Genomic DNA, 16,987 nt, shown 5'->3' on the forward strand with positions numbered 1-16,987 from the left:
CAAACGACGCACGGGGCTGTGGTCTGGCCGGCGCGCATCCTAGCCAGCCCGGTCCAGGGAGCAAGGGCGAAAAACGGATTCTTACGGCTTATGTCTGACAAAAAGAAGGCTGCGCCGCAGTGGCAGCGTGGCCGGTCGTCAGATTGCCTTGACGCGCAAGGCGCCGCGGAAGCTATCCCTGAGATAGCCGAGCGTGGCGTCGGCATCGACCGGCCTGCCGAACAGAAACCCTTGCCCACCGGCGCAGCCGAACTGGACAAGGCGCTCGGCCTGCGCTTCCTGCTCGATGCCTTCGGTGACCACGTCCATGCCGAGCCCCTCGCACATGGCCAGGATCGCCCGGATGATGTGTTCGGACGGGCGGTCGTCGAGAATGGAGGAGACGAAGGCCCGGTCGATCTTGAGCTTGTCGAAATGAAATTCGCGCAGACGCCCGAGCGAGGACTGGCCGGTGCCGAAATCATCGAGCGCGACGCGGATGCCGACGCGGCGCAGATTCTCGACGATCTTTTCGGCCGAGGCCGGATCGTTCATCAGGCCGGTTTCGGTGATCTCGATCTCCAGCCGGCGCGGGTCGAAGCCGGTGCGGTCGAGGATCGCCAATATGTGCAGCCCGGTGTTCTGGTCGACGAGCTGCGACGGCGACAAGTTGAAGGACAGGAACAGATCCTTGGGCCAGCTCCTGGCCGCCTCGGCGGCCTTGCGCAGCACAAGCTGCGACAGCGGCCGATGATGCCCCGCTCCTCGGCGATCGGGATGAAGACCGTCGCCGGGACCGAGCCGAGATCACCATCTGTCCAGCGCGCCAGCGTCTCGAAGCCGATGATGCGGCGGGTCCTAAGATCGACGATGGGCTGGAAATGCGGCTCGACCTCGCCGGCCGAGACGGCCCGGCGCAGCGCCTGCTCGATGCGGGTGACGCGCTTGGCTGCTTCCTCCATCTCTCTGCTATAGACGACCACCCGTCCGCGACCCGAACGCTTGGCATGGTACAGCGCCGTCTCGGCCTTGCTGACCAGAATTTCGGTGGTCTCGTCGCCCGAATAGAACATCGAGCAGCCAACCGAGGCCGAAAGCCTGGCAGTGCGTTCGCCGACATCATGGGGTGCCGACAGGATCTCGATCAGCGTTCGCGACTTTTCGGCCGCCGCCTCCTCGCTGAACACCATCGGATAGAGGAAGGCATATTCGTCGGCGCCGATGCGGCAGACGGTGGAATGGCTGTCCATAGAAGCGCGCAGCCGCATCGCCACCTGGATCAGGATCTCGTCGCCGGCCTTGTGTCCGAACAAGTCGTTGATCGGCTTGAAACCATCGAGGTCGAGGATGCCGACGGTGAACGGCGCCGGATCGTCGGCGCGGTCGCTGATCAGGCGGTCGACCTTGTCGAAGAAGCGGCGATGATTGCCAAGCCCGGTCAACGGATCGGTAAAGGCCAGATCCGTGCTTTCCCCGGTTGCTTGCCCGGTGCCAAACGTCGTTTGCATCGGTAACCCTGTTAGGTCGGAATATTTCGAGGCTGGCAGCAAACCCTTTAGGAACCGTATCCCAAACCGATTTCTTTCACAGGTGAAGAACCGTTTCAGCGGCCGAGCCGAACGCGGTACAGTTCGAGGGAACCTCGGCTGATTGGTGTGACCGGCTCGAGCCATTCCGGCACGCTGCCGCGCATCAGCCCGGCAAGAAAGCCCTGAGGCGCCGTGGCGGTGAGAAGCTCGCTTTCCGCATTGCCACGACAAACCGCGACGAGGCCGACGTGATGCGTTGCCACGACCGCCCTGGCAGCGGTGGATGACCCCAGGAAGGTGTCGAGCGCAAGCAGATCTCCGGCGATGTTGCGGTGATAGGGCCCGGCGAAGACGCGATGACCGGAATAGGCGAGGATCGGCGACCCGAGATTGGAAATCGCCAGCACGGTGGTGTCCGGCACACCGCCAAGCGCTGCAAAGGAGGCCTGGCGCTGGCAGGCCATGTCGGCACCGCTGTCATTGGTCGCCGTCTTATCGGCTTCGAACGCCACCGCGGCCGCTGCCGCGGCGCCCGTCCACACGGCATTCACCGAGACGAGCCAGACCGCGGCCATGCGCAGCGCCACGCTGCTCGAGCCGCTTGTCTCGGCCCGCTGACGCCAACTGGCGATCCAGGCGGAAAGCGGGATGACCGCCAGCGCGACCGAGAATGTCGAGCCGCGCACCTGCCAGGCACTGACGACGAACGCCACGACAAGCAGCGCGCCGACAAGACTGTCCTGCCGCCGCCAACCGCCACGACCAAGGCGAAGCGCCATCAGGACGAGCGCGACGGCCGGCGTGACATAGCGCGCCGCCACTCTGGCCGGGTCTTGGGCGACAAGGCTGAACAGCGACTGGGCTTCGTCGACGTGATCGAGCCACAGCTCCTTGAGGCGCGGATTGAGGTTCGCGTAGGGAGCCGCCAGGCATTGCGGGAACAGCACCATGACGACCGTGCCCAGCGCGAGCGCAAGGATGCCAAGCGACACCAGCCGGCGCGTGCGGCCGACGGCCTCGATCGAGGCTATCGCCGCAAGGCCGGTTCCGGCCAACACGGCGACGACGAACTGCACGGTCGAGAAGGCGTCGCATTGCGCCTGGCTCCAGGCGGAGACGGGAACAGTGGTGACAAAGACGAGAGCGGAAGCGCCGGCAAAACCGACGCCGAAGTCCCTGGCGATCCGTCTTTCGCCATCTGCGTCAAAAGCGAACAGGAGCGCGACGCAGGCGCCGATGGTGGCGACATAGGGGGCGGTTTCCATGCCGACAGCCAGCATCAGCGCGGCGCACACGCCGGAGAACAGCGCTGCCGGCCCGCGCATGGTGGCTTCAAGCAGCAGGCTGAGGCTGGCTATGGTCAGCGTGAGCTGAACATTGTGATGATCGAGCGCGCCCGGCGAGAAGATGCCTATGAAGTGCAACGCCGCCGCGCCGACGACGACAGCGGGCAGCACGGCGGCCTCACCGGCGAAATTGCGCGCCGCGCGGGTGATGAAAAACACCGCGAGGCAGAAGAGCAGCGCCGGCCACAGCACTTGCGCGACGTTCTCGGCCAGAGCCATGCTGCCGGTCAGGGCCGTCGCTGCAAGAATGATGGCGGCGATCGGCGCATCGACCAGCCGCGACCAGTGCATGACGAAGCCGCCTTCGAGCCCCATCCTGTACTGGTGCAGATCGAACCAGCCCTGGCCGGCCAGAAAGTCGCGAACCTCGACCAAACGCAGCAAATTGTCGTTGTCGCCGTGGGCGTTGGTCAATTGGGGGAATCCGGCCCAGGCATTGACGGCGGACGCCACCAGCGTGGCAAGCAGCGCCAGCACGATTTCGGACCTCCAAATGGAGGCGCCATGCTTGGCTATGCTCATTCTATGACCTTTGGAAGGAATATGGGGCAACTTAAACCTAGCCTTAACGGCTTCAATAAATAGTAAAGGCGCCCGAGCAGGCCGGCATTCAGCACGGCCAAGGACCCGGGCCAAGGCATCCGGAGACGAAAATGCCGCAAGAAGTTCGCTACGAACCCGCCATCGCCGTGCTTCTGCCTTGCTACAACGAGGAGCTGACGATCGCGGACGTGGTGCGGCGTTTTCGCGAAACCCTGCCTACGGCCGCGATCTATGTCTATGACAACAATTCGCGCGATCTGACGGCGCTCCGAGCCCGCGCGGCCGGCGCTACCGTCATCCGCGAGCCGCGCCAGGGCAAGGGCAATGTGGTGCGCCGCATGTTCGCCGACATCGAAGCCGACATCTATCTGATGGCCGACGGCGACGGCACCTATGCGCCGGAGGACGCGCCGCAACTGATCAACACGCTGCTCACCGAGCGCTCCGACATGGTGGTCGGGACAAGGCGAGGCGTCACCGACGATGCCGGTAGGACTGGCCATGCCTTCGGCAACAGCGTCTTCAATCGCCTCTACAAATGGCTGTTCGGCAGCGAGTTCACCGACATCTTCTCCGGCTACCGCGCCTTCACCAGGCGCTTCGTCAAGAGGTTTCCCGCCGTCTCCGGCGGCTTCGAGATCGAGACCGAAATGTCGGTCCACGCCTCGCAGCTCAAATTGCCGGTCAGCGAGATCGGGCTCGACTATGGCCGCCGGCCGGAGGGCTCCTCGTCGAAACTGTCGACCTATCGCGACGGCGCGAAGATCCTGTGGATGTTCGCCATGCTGATGAAGGAGACGCAGCCGCTGCGCTTTTTCGGCGCCTTCGCGGTGCTCTTCCTGGCATCGAGCCTGTTCCTGATGATGCCGGTGCTGATCGAGTTCGTCGAAACCGGCCTTGTCCCACGCATGCCGACCTGGGTGCTGTCGGTCGGCCTGCTGCTTCTGTCGATGTTGGCGGCGGTGACCGGGCTGATCCTCGATTCGGTATCACGCGGCCGGGCCGAGCAGAAGCGCATCTTCTATCTGTCGATGCCCTCCGGACGGGTCGAACGCGAACGCACAGGCGCGCCCTCGACCTTGAAGACCGGAGCGGGCAAGACCCCACGGGCGGCCTAGGCTCTGTTGTGAAGCGCCTCGTCCGCTTCATCTTTGCCGGCGGCGTCGGTTTCGTCGCCGACGCGGCGGCGCTGTGGCTTCTGCTGGCCTTCACGCAGCTTGGACCCTTCGTCGCACGTGTCGTCTCGATCGGCTTTGCGCTGTCCGTCACCTGGGCCATCAACCGCCACCTGACCTTCTCGCCGTCGAGCCGCGGCATCGCGCAAGAGGGCGCACGCTATGGCGGCGTCGGCATCGCCACCAGCATCGTCAATTACCTCGCCTATTGCGCCATCCTGATGGCGCTGCCGGCAATGCCGCCGCTGACGGCACTTGCCATCGCCTCGCTGGTCGCGATGGCGCTCTCCTTCCTCGGTTATTCCAGGCTGGTCTTCGATCGGTGAAGGGTGCGCCAAGCGAAGCGCGGCCCCATATAGTCTTGGTCGATATAGGTCTTGGGCCGATTGGCAGAAGGCGCCGAGTTCCATATATCGCTGTAGTCGATGCCTCGGCCCGAAAAGCGGAATCGATTTTCGGAAAGCACGATGGATAGATTCGAAGTGTTGGAGCGTACTTTGTGCGTCCAAATGGACGCACGTCGCTCCAAGTGCGCCGGAGAGCCGCCATGAAATTGAAAATCGCCGTCCAGATGGACCACATCTCCACCGTCTCGATTGCCGGCGACACCTCGTTTGCGCTGTCGCTGGAAGCGCAGCGCCGCGGTCACCAGCTGTTCCACTATACGCCCGACCGGCTGTCGCTGCGCGGCGGCAAGGTGTTTGCCCGCATCGAGGCAATGCAGGTCCGCGATGAGAAGGGCGATCACTATTCGCTCGGCGAAGAAGTGCACACCGACCTGTCGGAGATGGACGTCGTCCTGCTCAGGCAGGATCCGCCCTTCGACATGAACTACATCACCACGACGCACATACTCGAGCGTATCCATCCTAAGACGCTGGTGGTCAACGACCCGGCCTGGGTGCGCAACAGCCCGGAAAAGATCTTCGTCACCGAGTTTCCCGACCTGATGCCGGAAACGCTGATCACCAAGGATCCGCTAGAGGTCGCCGCCTTCCGCAAGGAGTTCGGCGACATCATCGTCAAGCCGCTCTACGGCAATGGCGGTGCCGGCATCTTCCATCTGCACGAGGCCGACCGCAATCTCGCCTCGCTGCTCGAGATGTTCGGCCAGATGTTCCGCGAGCCCTACATCGTGCAGCGTTATCTGAAGGACGTGCGCAAGGGCGACAAGCGTATCATCCTGATCGACGGCGAGCCGGTCGGCGCCATCAACCGGGTGCCGGCCGAGCATGATTCACGCTCCAACATGCATGTCGGCGGCCGCGCCGAAAAAACCGAACTGACGGCGCGCGAGCGCGAGATCTGCGCCCGCATCGGCCCGTCGCTGAAGGAGCGCGGTTTTATCCTCGTCGGCATCGACGTGATCGGCGACTACATGACCGAGATCAACGTGACGTCGCCGACCGGCGTGCGCGAGGTAAAACGCTTCGGCGGCGCCGATATTGCGAGCCTGTTCTGGGATGCGGTCGAGGGCAAGCGCAAGTAGCCTTCCCAGGCGCATTTCGAGCCCGCAACTCTGACGCAACTTCCTGGCAGCAATGGTATTTGTCTGTTCCCCTAATGTTCTTGCCTTGGCCGTAAATCTGTGGTTGTCTCTGGTGAAGCCGTTCGCGGCATGATCGCAGAGGCTTGGGCAAGCCTGCATCCGGGGTGAAAAAATGGTTGCGCGGGTCCGCACGGTCGCTTTCCAGGGCATCGAGGCCGTGCCGGTCGACGTGCAGGTGATGATCGCGCCGGGCAAGGTCAACATGCACATCGTCGGCCTCGCCGACAAGGCGGTGGCCGAAAGCCGCGAGCGGGTGCAGGCGGCGCTGCATGCGTCCGGCCTGTCGATGCCGTCGAAGAAGGTTACCGTCAATCTGGCGCCGGCCGACCTGCCCAAGGAAGGCAGCCATTACGACCTGCCGATCGCGCTCGGCCTGATGGCGGCGCTTGGCGCCATTCCGGGCGACATGCTGGCCGGCTATGTCGTGCTTGGCGAGCTGTCGCTCGACGGCACTATCGCCGCGGTGGCCGGCGCGCTGCCGGCGGCGATCGGCGCCAATGCCGAGGGCAAAGGCCTGATCTGCCCTTTCGCCTGCGGACCGGAAGCGGCCTGGGCCGGCAAGGATTTCGACATTCTGGCGCCGCGCAGCCTGATCGCCATCGCCAATCATTTTCGCGGCACGCAGGTTCTGTCGCGGCCGGAAGCCGGCATCCATGTCTCGGCGCGCGACCTGCCTGATCTGGCCGACATCAAGGGCCAGGAGACCGCCAAGCGGGCACTGGAAGTGGCGGCGGCCGGCGGCCACAACCTGCTGATGATCGGACCGCCGGGGTCGGGAAAATCGATGCTGGCGCAGCGGCTGCCGTCGATCCTGCCGCCGCTGGCGCCGAGGGAGTTGCTCGAAGTCTCGATGATCGCGTCGGTGGCCGGCGAACTCGGTGAGGGAAAACTGACCGACCGGCGGCCATTCCGCGCGCCGCACCATTCGGCTTCGATGGCGGCGATGGTCGGCGGTGGCCTGCGCGTGCGGCCGGGCGAGGCGTCGCTTGCCCATCACGGCGTGCTGTTCCTCGACGAGTTTCCCGAATTCTCGCCGCAGGCGCTCGATGCGCTGCGCCAGCCGCTGGAGACCGGCGACTGCATGATCGCCCGCGCCAATCATCGCGTCACCTATCCGGCGCGCATCCAACTGGTCGCGGCGATGAACCCGTGCCGCTGCGGCATGGCCGGCGAGCCGGGCTATCGCTGCCTGCGCGGCGACCGTTGCCGCACCGATTACCAGGCGCGCATTTCCGGCCCGCTGCTCGACCGCATCGACCTCAGGATCGAGGTGCCGGCGGTCTCGGCCAGCGATCTGATCCGGCCGGACCGGGCGGAGAAAAGTGCTGCGGTGGCGCTGCGCGTGGCCCGCGCCCGCACGATCCAGCGCGAGCGTTTCGAGCGGCACGGCGCGACCTCCGCCACCACCAACGCGCATTGCTCGCCCTCCGTCATCGAGGAGATCGCGATGCCGGATGCATCAGGCCTGGCGCTGCTCAGGGATGCCAGCGAGAAACTCGGCTTTTCCGCGCGGGCCTACCACCGCGTTTTGAAAGTGGCGCGGACGCTGGCCGATCTCGAGGCCAGCGAGACGGTCGGGCGCATTCATCTGGCCGAGGCGATTTCCTACCGCATGAGCTCGGAGCGAATGGCGCAGGCGGCGTGATACAAGGAGAGGCCGAGAACCGGCCCGGGAGATGGGATGCTCGACGCGACCTGGATAAGAAATATGCCACTAGACAGACCAACTCGATCCCCAGCGGTGGCTCTCGCCGTGGGTGCACTTGTCGCCGGTGCTGTCAGCCTTCTCGTCTTATTGCTCATTTGGTTAACCGGCTATGACGCCTGGTGGGTTCGTTCTGCGTGCGTTGGAACGGGCATTTTCTTTGGAAGTAAGGCTGCCCACCGACTGCTGAAGGAGAGGGCGTAGCCGTCGGCGCACTTCACGCAGGACCCACCCGGCCCTTTGGGCCACCCTCCCCTCAAGGGGGAGGGACGCTTCGCTCAGGCCTGCTCTTTCGCCTTCAGCTCCAATCGCCGCGCGTGCAGCACCGGCTCGGTGTAGCCGTTGGGCTGGACCCGGCCCTTGAAGACGAGGTCGCAGGCGGCGAGGAAGGCGATGGACTTGTCGAAGTCCGGCGCCATCGGCTGGTAGAGCGGGTCGCCTTCGTTCTGGCGGTCGACGATCGCTGCCATGCGCTTCATCGTCTCCATCACCTGATCCGAGGTGCAGACGCCATGATGCAGCCAGCTGGCGATATGCTGCGAGGAAATGCGCAGCGTGGCGCGGTCCTCCATCAAGCCGACATCGTTGATGTCAGGCACTTTCGAGCAGCCGACGCCCTGGTCGATCCAGCGCACAACATAGCCCAGAATGCCTTGGGCGTTGTTGTCGAGCTCCTTCTGGATGTCTGCCTGAGACCAGTTCGGCCGCACCGCGACCGGCACCGACAATATGTCGTCGAGCTTTGCCTTGGGCCGGCTCTTCAGCGCCACTTGGACGGCATGAACATCGACCTTGTGATAGTGAGTGGCGTGCAGCGTCGCCGCCGTCGGCGAAGGCACCCAGGCGGTGTTGGCGCCGGCCTTGGGGTGAGCGATCTTCTCCGCCAGCATCGCCGCCATCAGATCGGGCATCGCCCACATGCCCTTGCCGATCTGGGCGCGGCCGGCCAGCCCGCATTCCAGCCCGGTATCGACATTCCAGGCTTCGTAGGCGGCAATCCAGGCAGCCTGCTTCATGTCGCCCTTGCGGATCATCGGACCGGCTTCCATCGAGGTGTGGATCTCGTCGCCGGTGCGGTCGAGAAAGCCAGTGTTGATGAAGACGACGCGGTCTTTGGCGGCGCGGATCGCCTCCTTGAGGTTGACGGTAGTGCGCCGCTCCTCGTCCATGATGCCCATCTTGATGGTATTCGCCGGCATCGCCAGCAGCGCCTCGACGCGGTCGAAGATCTCTACGGCGAAGGCGACTTCCTCCGGCCCGTGCATCTTGGGCTTTACGACATACATCGAGCCGGCGCGGGAGTTTTGCCGGCGTCCGTTCGGCCCGACATCATGCAGCGCGATCAGCGCCGTCATCGTCGCATCCATGATGCCTTCCGGCACCTCGTTGCCGTCGCGGTCTGTGATCGCCGGATTGGTCATGAGGTGGCCGACGTTGCGGATCAGCATCAGCGAGCGGCCGGGCAGCGTCAGCGCGCCGCCATCGGGCGCGGTGTAAGAGCGGTCGGGATTGAGTTTTCGCGTAAACGTCTTGCCGCCCTTGGTGATCTCCTCGGCAAGGTCGCCCTTCATCAGGCCGAGCCAGTTGCGGTAGACCACGACCTTGTCCTGCGCATCGACTGCCGCGACCGAATCCTCGCAGTCCTGGATGGTGGTCAGCGCCGATTCCAGCACGACGTCGGCAATGCCGGCCGGATCGGTCTTGCCGATCTGATTGCTGCGGTCGATGACGATCTCGATATGCAGGCCATTCCCGGTGAGCAGGACGGCTTCGGGATTGTCGGCATCGCCGCGATAGCCGGCAAACTGTTTTGGGTCGGCAAGCGTGGTGGCGCCGGCGCCCTCGCCCAGCCGCAACATGCCGTGGGCAACCGAAAGCCCGTTCACCCCAGCCCATTTTCCCGAGGTGGCCGGCACCGACTCGTCGAGAAAACCCTTCGCCCAGGCAATGACCTTGGCGCCGCGCACGGGATTGAACTTCCCGCCCCTATCGGCGCCGTCGGTCTCGGGGATAGCGTCGGTGCCGTAGAGCGCGTCATAGAGCGAGCCCCAGCGCGCGTTGGCGGCGTTCAGCGCATAGCGCGCGTTCATCACCGGCACCACCAGCTGCGGCCCGGCAACCACCGAGATTTCCGGGTCGACATTTTCCGTCGCGACGGAGAAGGCCGGCCCCTCCGGCACGAGATAGCCGATCTCCTTGAGGAACGCCTTGTAGGCTTCCATGTCGCTGGGCGCGCCATTGTCGCGATACCAGCGGTCGATCTGATCCTGCAGGGCATCGCGCTTTTCCAGCAGCGCCCGGTTCTTCGGCGAAAGATCGTGCACGATGGCCGAGAAGCCGGTCCAGAAGGCGTTGGCGGCAATGCCGGTGCCCCGCAGCGCCTCGTTCACGACGAAATCATAAAGCTCGCGGGCAATCCGCAATCCGGCGATTTCGACGCGATCGGTCATCAGGGCTTCTCCAAGATGAAAGGCTTTGGCCGGGCCTTTGGCATGTCAGGGTAGCACGGTCAATTCAGCTTAGGGTGAAGGGGTGGATTTTGGGGGCGGCGAAGCTGCCAATCTCCCCCCTTGAGGGGGAGATGGCCGGCAGGCCAGAGGGGGTCGGTCCGACCGGGCTCGGCCTCCTGCGACAGAAGGAAGTAGCGCTGCACGCGCGGCGACCCCCTCTGTCGCCTTCGGCGACATCTCCCCCTCGAGGGGGGAGATTACGCGCTTACACCGCAATCCTTGGCCTTCCCGACGCCACCGCCACTACATGCGCCTCGATGAACATGCGCTGCGCTTCGACGGTCGAGACGCGGAATTCGGTGGCGACCTCGATCTCGGCGCTGTCGGTGCCGGCGTCCCTGGCCCGCCCGGCGGCAATGGCGCGGACGTCGGTTTCCGCCGCCGCGATCGCCGCCGCCTCGTCATTGAAATCGCGCACGGTTTCGCCTGAGGCGACGCGAAACAGGCCTTCCTTGGGCTGGCTGACGCGCGCTTCCGCCGAGACCCTGACCTGGCCGACGACGGCGCCGAGCGCGTTGGCGACGTCGGTATCCTCCGGCACCACGCAGCCATTGCCGACCAGCGGTGGCAGCCCGGCATAGTGCAGCGGCGCCGAAGCGCCGAGGCCGATGACCGGACGGTCGAGCGCGACGCTGAGACGGGCGATGCCGGGATGGGAATCGACGGCGCGCTGGACCAGCGCATGGGCGACGGTCGCCGCGCCATCGAGCCCGTCCTCGGCAAAGGCGGTTTCGAGAATGACTTCCGCTGACAGGCGAGTCAGTGTGGTCAGCACCCGTTCCGAAATCGCCTCCGGCGAGGCGGCTATTGATTGCCCGCGGCCGTCGCGCTTGCGGGCGAACAGCTCGGCGCCGAGCCGGGCCGTTGCCGCATCCCAATTCGCCTGCTTGCCCAGCACATGGGCGGCATCCGACGGCGTGAAGCCGGCGACATGCACCAGCCCGCGCGACACCAGCCGGTTCAAGGTGGCGTTCTGCGCGTTTGAGGTCAAAAGCCTGTCGACGGCGAGCGGCACAGCGCCGATCAGCTCGTAAAGCTTGGCTTCGGCACCGGTCAGGCCGGCAGCCAGCCGCTCCGGCACGCCGGTCCTGATCGCCAGGCGGCCATCCATGCGGCCGGGGTTCTGTGCCCGCAGCTGACGTTCGAGCTCTGATGTGACCGCTTCGCCATGCATCATGCCGGCCAGCGCCAGCGGCACCAGGCGGCGCGGCCCGAGCAGGATTCTTGGGTTGAGCGCGCCATCCTCCAGCGCCACTTCGGAATCGCCGCCGAGCCCAAAAGTGCGCATGGCGACGGCCTCGACCATGGTGCGGAAGCCGCCGACGGTGGCGCCTTCCGGATCGAGCCTGGGGCGGCCCCCGTCGAGCACAGCGACATCGGTGGTGGTGCCGCCGATGTCGGAGACGACTGCATTGTCGAGGCCGGTCATGTGGCGGGCGCCAACCAGGCTGGCGGCCGGACCTGAAAGAATCGTCTCGATCGGTCGCTGGCGGGCGAAGGCCGCCGAGACCAGGGCGCCATCGCCGCGCACCACCATCAGCGGTGCGGCGATCTTGCGCGCGACAAGAAAACCTTCAGTCGCGGCCACCAGCCGGTCGATCATCGAGATCAGCCGGGCGTTGAGCAGCGTCGTCAGCGCCCGGCGCGGACCGCCGAGCTTGGCCGAAAGCTCGTGGCTGGCGGTGACCGGCAGGCCGGTCTTTTCGCGGATCAGATCGCGAGCGGCGAGTTCATGCGCCGGGTTGCGGGTGGCGAAATAGGCGCAGACGGCAAAGCCGGACACCGAGGCGCCGAGTTCCGGCAGCGCCGCCTCCAGCCCGGACAGGTCGAGTTTTGCCGCATTGCCGTGGACATCATGGCCACCGGGGCAGAACACGACAGGGTCGGTGCCGAGTGCGGCCTTCAGCCCGTCGCGGGCAAGATCGCCTTCGGAAAAGCCGATCATCACCAGCGCCACGCGCCCGCCCTGGCCCTCGACGAGCGCATTGGTGGCAAGCGTCGTCGACATCGACACCAGTTTGATCGCGGCCGGGTCGGTGCCGGATTTTTGCAGCACCGCATCGACCGCGCTCGATATGCCGACCGCGAGGTCGTGGCGCGTGGTCAGCGCCTTGGCCTTGGCCAGCACTTTTCCGCTTGGGCCGCCGGCCTCCGACCACAGCACGGCGTCGGTATAGGTGCCGCCGGTGTCGATGCCGAGGAACAGGGGGGAGGATTTGGTCTTGGCGGTCATATTTTTGGCAGGTCCGGGGATTTTCGTCTCCGCCCCTTAGCCGATACGGAACGGCGGATAAAGCCGCGAGCGCTGGGCCAAGCGCCTAATCTCCCCCCTTGAGGGGGAGATGTCGCCGAAGGCGACAGAGGGGGGCGCTTCGCGTGAAGTGCCAAGCTCTTATAGGGCGAAAGAAGAAGTCGGCGCTCCACGCGACACGACCCCCTCTGGCCTGCCGGCCATCTCCCCCTCAAGGGGGGAGATTCCAGCGTCAACTACCCCACAAACCCCACGCGCTTGTGGCTGCCGTCGCAGAACGGCTTGTTGGCCGAATGGCCGCAGCGGCAGAGGAAGGTGCGTGTGGTGCGGTCGACCGTGTGGCCGGTGCCGGTGACGATCTCGAGATTGCCTTCGAGCTTGAGCGGGCCGTTGGTCGTCGGCGTCACCGTCAGCGGGCCATTCCGCGCGTCCAGCGCCGGCGTGTCCTTCAGCGCCGGCTCGCCGGTGGCGGCAAAGCCTGATTTGTTGTGGCTGCCGTCGCAAAATGGCTTGTTTTCCGAGGCGCCGCAGCGGCAGAGCGTGGCGCGGAAAAACGTCTCGTCGCCCAGCACGATCTCGGCATGCAGCGCCAGCGGGCCGTTTTCCCGGATGCGCACGGTGTTGACCACCGGCGGCTGTTCCTGCGGCCCGCCATCCTTCCTGATGTAGGTGATGGCGCCCGATGGGCAGCTTTCGGCGATCGCCACGATCTTCTCGACGCTGGCCGCCTCGGGATGTATCCAGTGGCCCTTCGCGTTGGGCACGAAGACATGCGGATCGCCAAGCACGCAATTGCGCGAATGGATGCAGCGTTTTCCCGAAAAGCCGACATCGATCTTTTCGCCTTCGACCGTGCCTGCCATGGGTGGGGTCTCCTGGGTTGCAGATAGGCTAGGGCCGCCGCGAAGGGCGTCAAGTAGCGATCTCCCCCCTCGTGGGGGAGATCGGCTGTCACGGCACCAGATCGATTTCCTCGGTCTCGCCGCCGCTGCAGGTGTAGCAGCAATCGTCGCATTTTTCGGTGTTGCCGGGGCCGACGCCCCAATAGGTGCCCTCGTCGCCGTCGACCCAGGCGCCGTAGCAGATCGATTCGCCGTCATTGCAGGACAGCGGGATCGACTTGGTCTCGCCGTCGTTGAGATAATAGTCCTGATCGTTGCCCGGCCAGATATAATCACGGTCCTGGCTGTAGAGCTCGACGCGCATGGCGTTGGGATGGCTGTTCTTGATGGCGAAGGTGACGTCGCCGGCATGCGCGGCAGGCGCGAACAGAACGGCAAGACAGAGCGCAACGGCTATGCGCCGCGCGAAAGCGTAAGACAACATGATGATTCCCCCCGGAATGAAACGGCCTGCTCGGCCGCGAGGGGAGCATGGCATGGCGCGTGGAGAGGAGGAAGGGGGTGGTAATCTTCGCTTGGCGAAATGCGTGAGGCTCAATCGCCCATCTTCAGCGCCTGAATAAACGCCTCCTGCGGGATATCCACCTTGCCGAACTGGCGCATCCGCTTCTTGCCCTCTTTCTGCTTGTCGAGCAGCTTGCGCTTGCGCGAGACGTCGCCGCCGTAGCATTTGGCCGTGACGTCCTTGCGCAGCGCCGAGATCGTCTCGCGGGCGATGACCTTGCCGCCGATGGCGGCCTGGATCGGGATCTTGAACAGATGGTTCGGGATCAGCTCCTTGAGCTTCTCGCACATCAGCCGGCCGCGCTTTTCCGCTGCCGTGCGGTGGACCAGCATCGACAGCGCGTCGACAGGCTCCTCGTTGACCAGGATCGACATCTTCACCAGGTCGCCCTCGCGATAGTCGGTCAGGTGATAGTCGAAGGAGGCGTAGCCCTTGGAGATCGACTTCAGCCGGTCGTAGAAGTCGAAGACGACCTCGTTGAGCGGCAGGTCGTAAGTAAGCATGGCGCGCTTGCCGACATAGGACAGATCGGCCTGGATGCCGCGCCGGTCCTGGCACAGCTTTAGGATGCCGCCGAGATACTCGTCCGGGGTGAGGATGGTGGCGCGGATCCACGGCTCCTCGATGGCCTGGATTTTGACCACGTCGGGCATGTCGGCCGGGTTGTGCAGTTCCTTCGTCGTGCCGTCGTTCAGCAGCAGCCGGTAGACGACCGAAGGCGCGGTGGCGATGAGGTCGAGGTTGAACTCGCGCTCCAGCCGCTCCTGGATGATCTCGAGATGCAGCAGGCCAAGGAAGCCGCAGCGATAGCCGAAGCCGAGCGCCGCACTGGTTTCCATTTCAAAGGAGAAGGAAGCGTCGTTGAGGCGCAGTTTGCCGACCGCGGCGCGCAGATCCTCGAAATCGGCGGCGTCGACCGGAAACAGGCCGCAGAACACCACCGGCTGCGCCGGCTTGAAGCCGGGCAGGGCCTTCGCCGTCTGGCGCTTGTCCTCGGTGATGGTATCGCCGACGCGGGTGTCGGCGACTTCCTTGATCGAGCCGGTGAAGAAGCCGAACTCGCCGGGGCCGAGCTCGTCGACATTGATGCGGGCAGGGGTGAAGACGCCGGTGCGCTCGACCAGGTACTTGGCGCCGGTGCCCATCATGCGGATGGTCTGGCCCTTCTTCAGCACGCCGTCGATGACGCGGACCAGCACGATGACGCCGAGATAGGCGTCGTACCAGCTGTCGACCAGCATTGCCTTCAGCGGTGCCGCGATGTCGCCCTCGCGCGGCGGCGGCAATTCGTTGACGATAGCCTCCAGCACGTCGGGAATGCCGAGCCCCGTCTTGGCCGAGATCAGCACGGCGTTGGAGGCATCGATGCCGATCACCTCCTCGACCTGCTCGCGGATGCGCTCGGGCTCGGCGGCCGGCAGGTCGACCTTGTTCAGCACCACGACGATCTCGTGGTTGTTGTCGATCGCCTGGTAGACATTGGCCAGCGTCTGCGCCTCGACGCCTTGCGAGGCATCGACGACCAGCAGCGAGCCCTCGCAGGCGGCCAGCGACCGCGACACTTCGTAGGCGAAGTCGACATGGCCGGGCGTGTCGATCAGGTTGAGGATATAGTCCTCGCCATTGTTGGCGCGGTATTTCAGCCTGACGGTCTGCGCCTTGATGGTGATGCCGCGCTCGCGCTCGATATCCATCGAGTCCAGCACCTGCTCCTTCATGTCGCGCAGCTCCAGCCCGCCGGTGGACTGGATCAGCCGGTCGGCAAGCGTGGATTTGCCATGGTCGATATGGGCGACGATGGAGAAATTGCGGATGTTCTTGATCGGCGTTGTCATGATGGGGCGGCTTTAGCAGGGGCAGCTTGCCCGGGCAAGCGGCCGGGCGGTGGGCAATCGCTTGTGGTTTGCGCTGCCCTCATCGCCCTGCCCTCCAGAGTTTGTGTTTGGCGAAAGCCGAAGCGACATCTGATCTCCCCCCCTTGCGGGGGAGATGTCCGGCAGGACAGAGGGGGGTTGGAAGGATCGCCAACTTTTGACTTCAGCCATTCCCAACCAAGATCAGCCTGAGGGCGCGACTATAATTGGTTGACAGGCCGGAGGGACAGCACCCCCCTCTGCCCTGCCGGGCATCTCCCCCGCAAGGGGGGAGATCGGCAGCTTCGCCGACGGCACCTACCCCCCGGGAGCAACCTCGTTAAACTTTGATCCATCCCGTTAGAGCATAGTTCGCGCCCTGCGTGATAGGGCACACCCCGTCACCGTTTGGGGGAACCAAGACATGCTGCAAGCAGGACGTCATTTTCTCAACTCCGAGAGCGGCTCCCTTGCGCCGATACTCGCCATCGCGCTTATCCCGATGATTGCCACCCTTGGCTTTTCGCTCGACTACAACTCGGCCGTTTCGACCAAGGCATCGATGCAGAACGCGCTCGATGCCGCGACCCTGTCGATTACGACGCTGCCGACGGACACGTCGTTGGCGGACCGTCAGATTAAGCTGCAGGAGTCATTTGCCGCCAATAGCGGGCAAGGCACTGCCAAACTCGACGGCTTCGTCGTCGCCGCCGACGGCACTGCCACCATCAACGCTTCGGCCGGCTTCGCCATGCCGACCAATTTCATGCAGATCGCCCACGTCCCAACGGTGCAGATCGGGGTTGCCTCGGCGGTAGTAAAGAGACCGGCGCTGGTGGAGGCCACGTTCAAGGTCAACAAGATCTCGGGCTATTGGGACAAGACGATGACGCTGTACGGCACCAAGTTCGGTGAGACGCTGGCCAACAAGCTGATGAAGATCTCCTACGTACACAACAGGTATGGCGATCCGAAAGGCTATGGAACGGCCAATGTGTATAAGATCAACGGATCGACAGAGACGCTGGCCCAGAAACAAGTATGCACGACCACCACGGTGACCAGCTTCTACGGCTTGCCCACCACCACGATCACCCAGACGAGCGGCAACACCAAATATGCGACCACCTGCGTCAACAC

11 protein-coding genes and 1 pseudogene are annotated in these 16,987 nt (G+C 64.7%); 5 read left to right on the forward strand and 7 right to left on the reverse strand.

Translation table 11 applies throughout. The features are described 5' to 3' along the window. Positions 1-138: 138 nt before the first annotated feature. Positions 139-1,487, reverse strand: a pseudogene (locus EOC94_RS15145) (EAL domain-containing protein). A 95-nt stretch (positions 1,488-1,582) separates the two neighbouring features. After that, the gene (locus EOC94_RS15150; protein ID WP_127291438.1) at positions 1,583-3,376 is read right to left on the reverse strand and encodes a GtrA family protein; all 1,794 of its coding nucleotides are present in this window, start codon (positions 3,374-3,376) and stop codon (positions 1,583-1,585) included. Between the two features lie 131 nt (positions 3,377-3,507). On the opposite strand from EOC94_RS15150, the gene EOC94_RS15155 reads away from it, so the two are divergent. From EOC94_RS15155 to EOC94_RS15170, 4 genes are all read left to right on the forward strand, one after another. Then, on the forward strand, positions 3,508-4,515 hold the full coding sequence (locus EOC94_RS15155; protein ID WP_127291441.1) for a glycosyltransferase: 1,008 nt from the start codon (positions 3,508-3,510) through the stop codon (positions 4,513-4,515). A gap of 8 nt (positions 4,516-4,523) precedes the next feature. Further along, positions 4,524-4,898 carry a GtrA family protein gene (locus tag EOC94_RS15160; protein ID WP_127291443.1) on the forward strand — a complete coding sequence of 125 codons (375 nt, stop codon included), beginning with the start codon at positions 4,524-4,526 and terminating at the stop codon, positions 4,896-4,898. Between the two features lie 221 nt (positions 4,899-5,119). After that, positions 5,120-6,061, forward strand: a complete 942-nt coding sequence (gshB, locus tag EOC94_RS15165) for a glutathione synthase (RefSeq protein ID WP_127291446.1) — start codon at positions 5,120-5,122, stop codon at positions 6,059-6,061. A 172-nt stretch (positions 6,062-6,233) separates the two neighbouring features. Beyond that, positions 6,234-7,766: a YifB family Mg chelatase-like AAA ATPase gene (locus EOC94_RS15170; RefSeq protein WP_127291449.1), complete on the forward strand. Its 1,533-nt coding sequence runs from the start codon at positions 6,234-6,236 to the stop codon at positions 7,764-7,766. Positions 7,767-8,104: 338 nt separating this feature from the next. Here EOC94_RS15170 and EOC94_RS15175 read toward each other — a convergent pair whose 3' ends face one another. The 5 genes from EOC94_RS15175 to lepA form a co-directional block, all read right to left on the reverse strand. Further along, positions 8,105-10,276: a malate synthase G gene (locus tag EOC94_RS15175; protein WP_127291452.1), complete on the reverse strand. Its 2,172-nt coding sequence runs from the start codon at positions 10,274-10,276 to the stop codon at positions 8,105-8,107. A gap of 265 nt (positions 10,277-10,541) precedes the next feature. Next, positions 10,542-12,569, reverse strand: coding sequence for a hydantoinase/oxoprolinase family protein (locus tag EOC94_RS15180; RefSeq protein WP_127291455.1), 2,028 nt, complete (start codon positions 12,567-12,569; stop codon positions 10,542-10,544). A 254-nt stretch (positions 12,570-12,823) separates the two neighbouring features. Continuing rightward, positions 12,824-13,450 carry a CDGSH iron-sulfur domain-containing protein gene (locus EOC94_RS15185; protein WP_127291458.1) on the reverse strand — a complete coding sequence of 209 codons (627 nt, stop codon included), beginning with the start codon at positions 13,448-13,450 and terminating at the stop codon, positions 12,824-12,826. Positions 13,451-13,538: 88 nt separating this feature from the next. Then, entirely contained in the window at positions 13,539-13,910 is a 372-nt protein-coding gene (locus EOC94_RS15190) for a hypothetical protein (RefSeq protein WP_127206078.1), read from the reverse strand. Between the two features lie 113 nt (positions 13,911-14,023). Next, entirely contained in the window at positions 14,024-15,829 is a 1,806-nt protein-coding gene (gene lepA, locus EOC94_RS15195) for a translation elongation factor 4 (RefSeq protein WP_127291461.1), read from the reverse strand. A 442-nt stretch (positions 15,830-16,271) separates the two neighbouring features. Between lepA and EOC94_RS15200 the strand changes: the two genes are divergently transcribed. Then, positions 16,272-16,987, forward strand: a 716-nt coding sequence (locus tag EOC94_RS15200; RefSeq protein ID WP_148128429.1) for a TadE/TadG family type IV pilus assembly protein, incomplete at its 3' end; no start/stop codon positions are given.

This window comes from Mesorhizobium sp. M6A.T.Ce.TU.016.01.1.1 (assembly GCF_003997065.1).
In the GTDB taxonomy this organism is placed as follows: domain Bacteria; phylum Pseudomonadota; class Alphaproteobacteria; order Rhizobiales; family Rhizobiaceae; genus Mesorhizobium; species Mesorhizobium mediterraneum.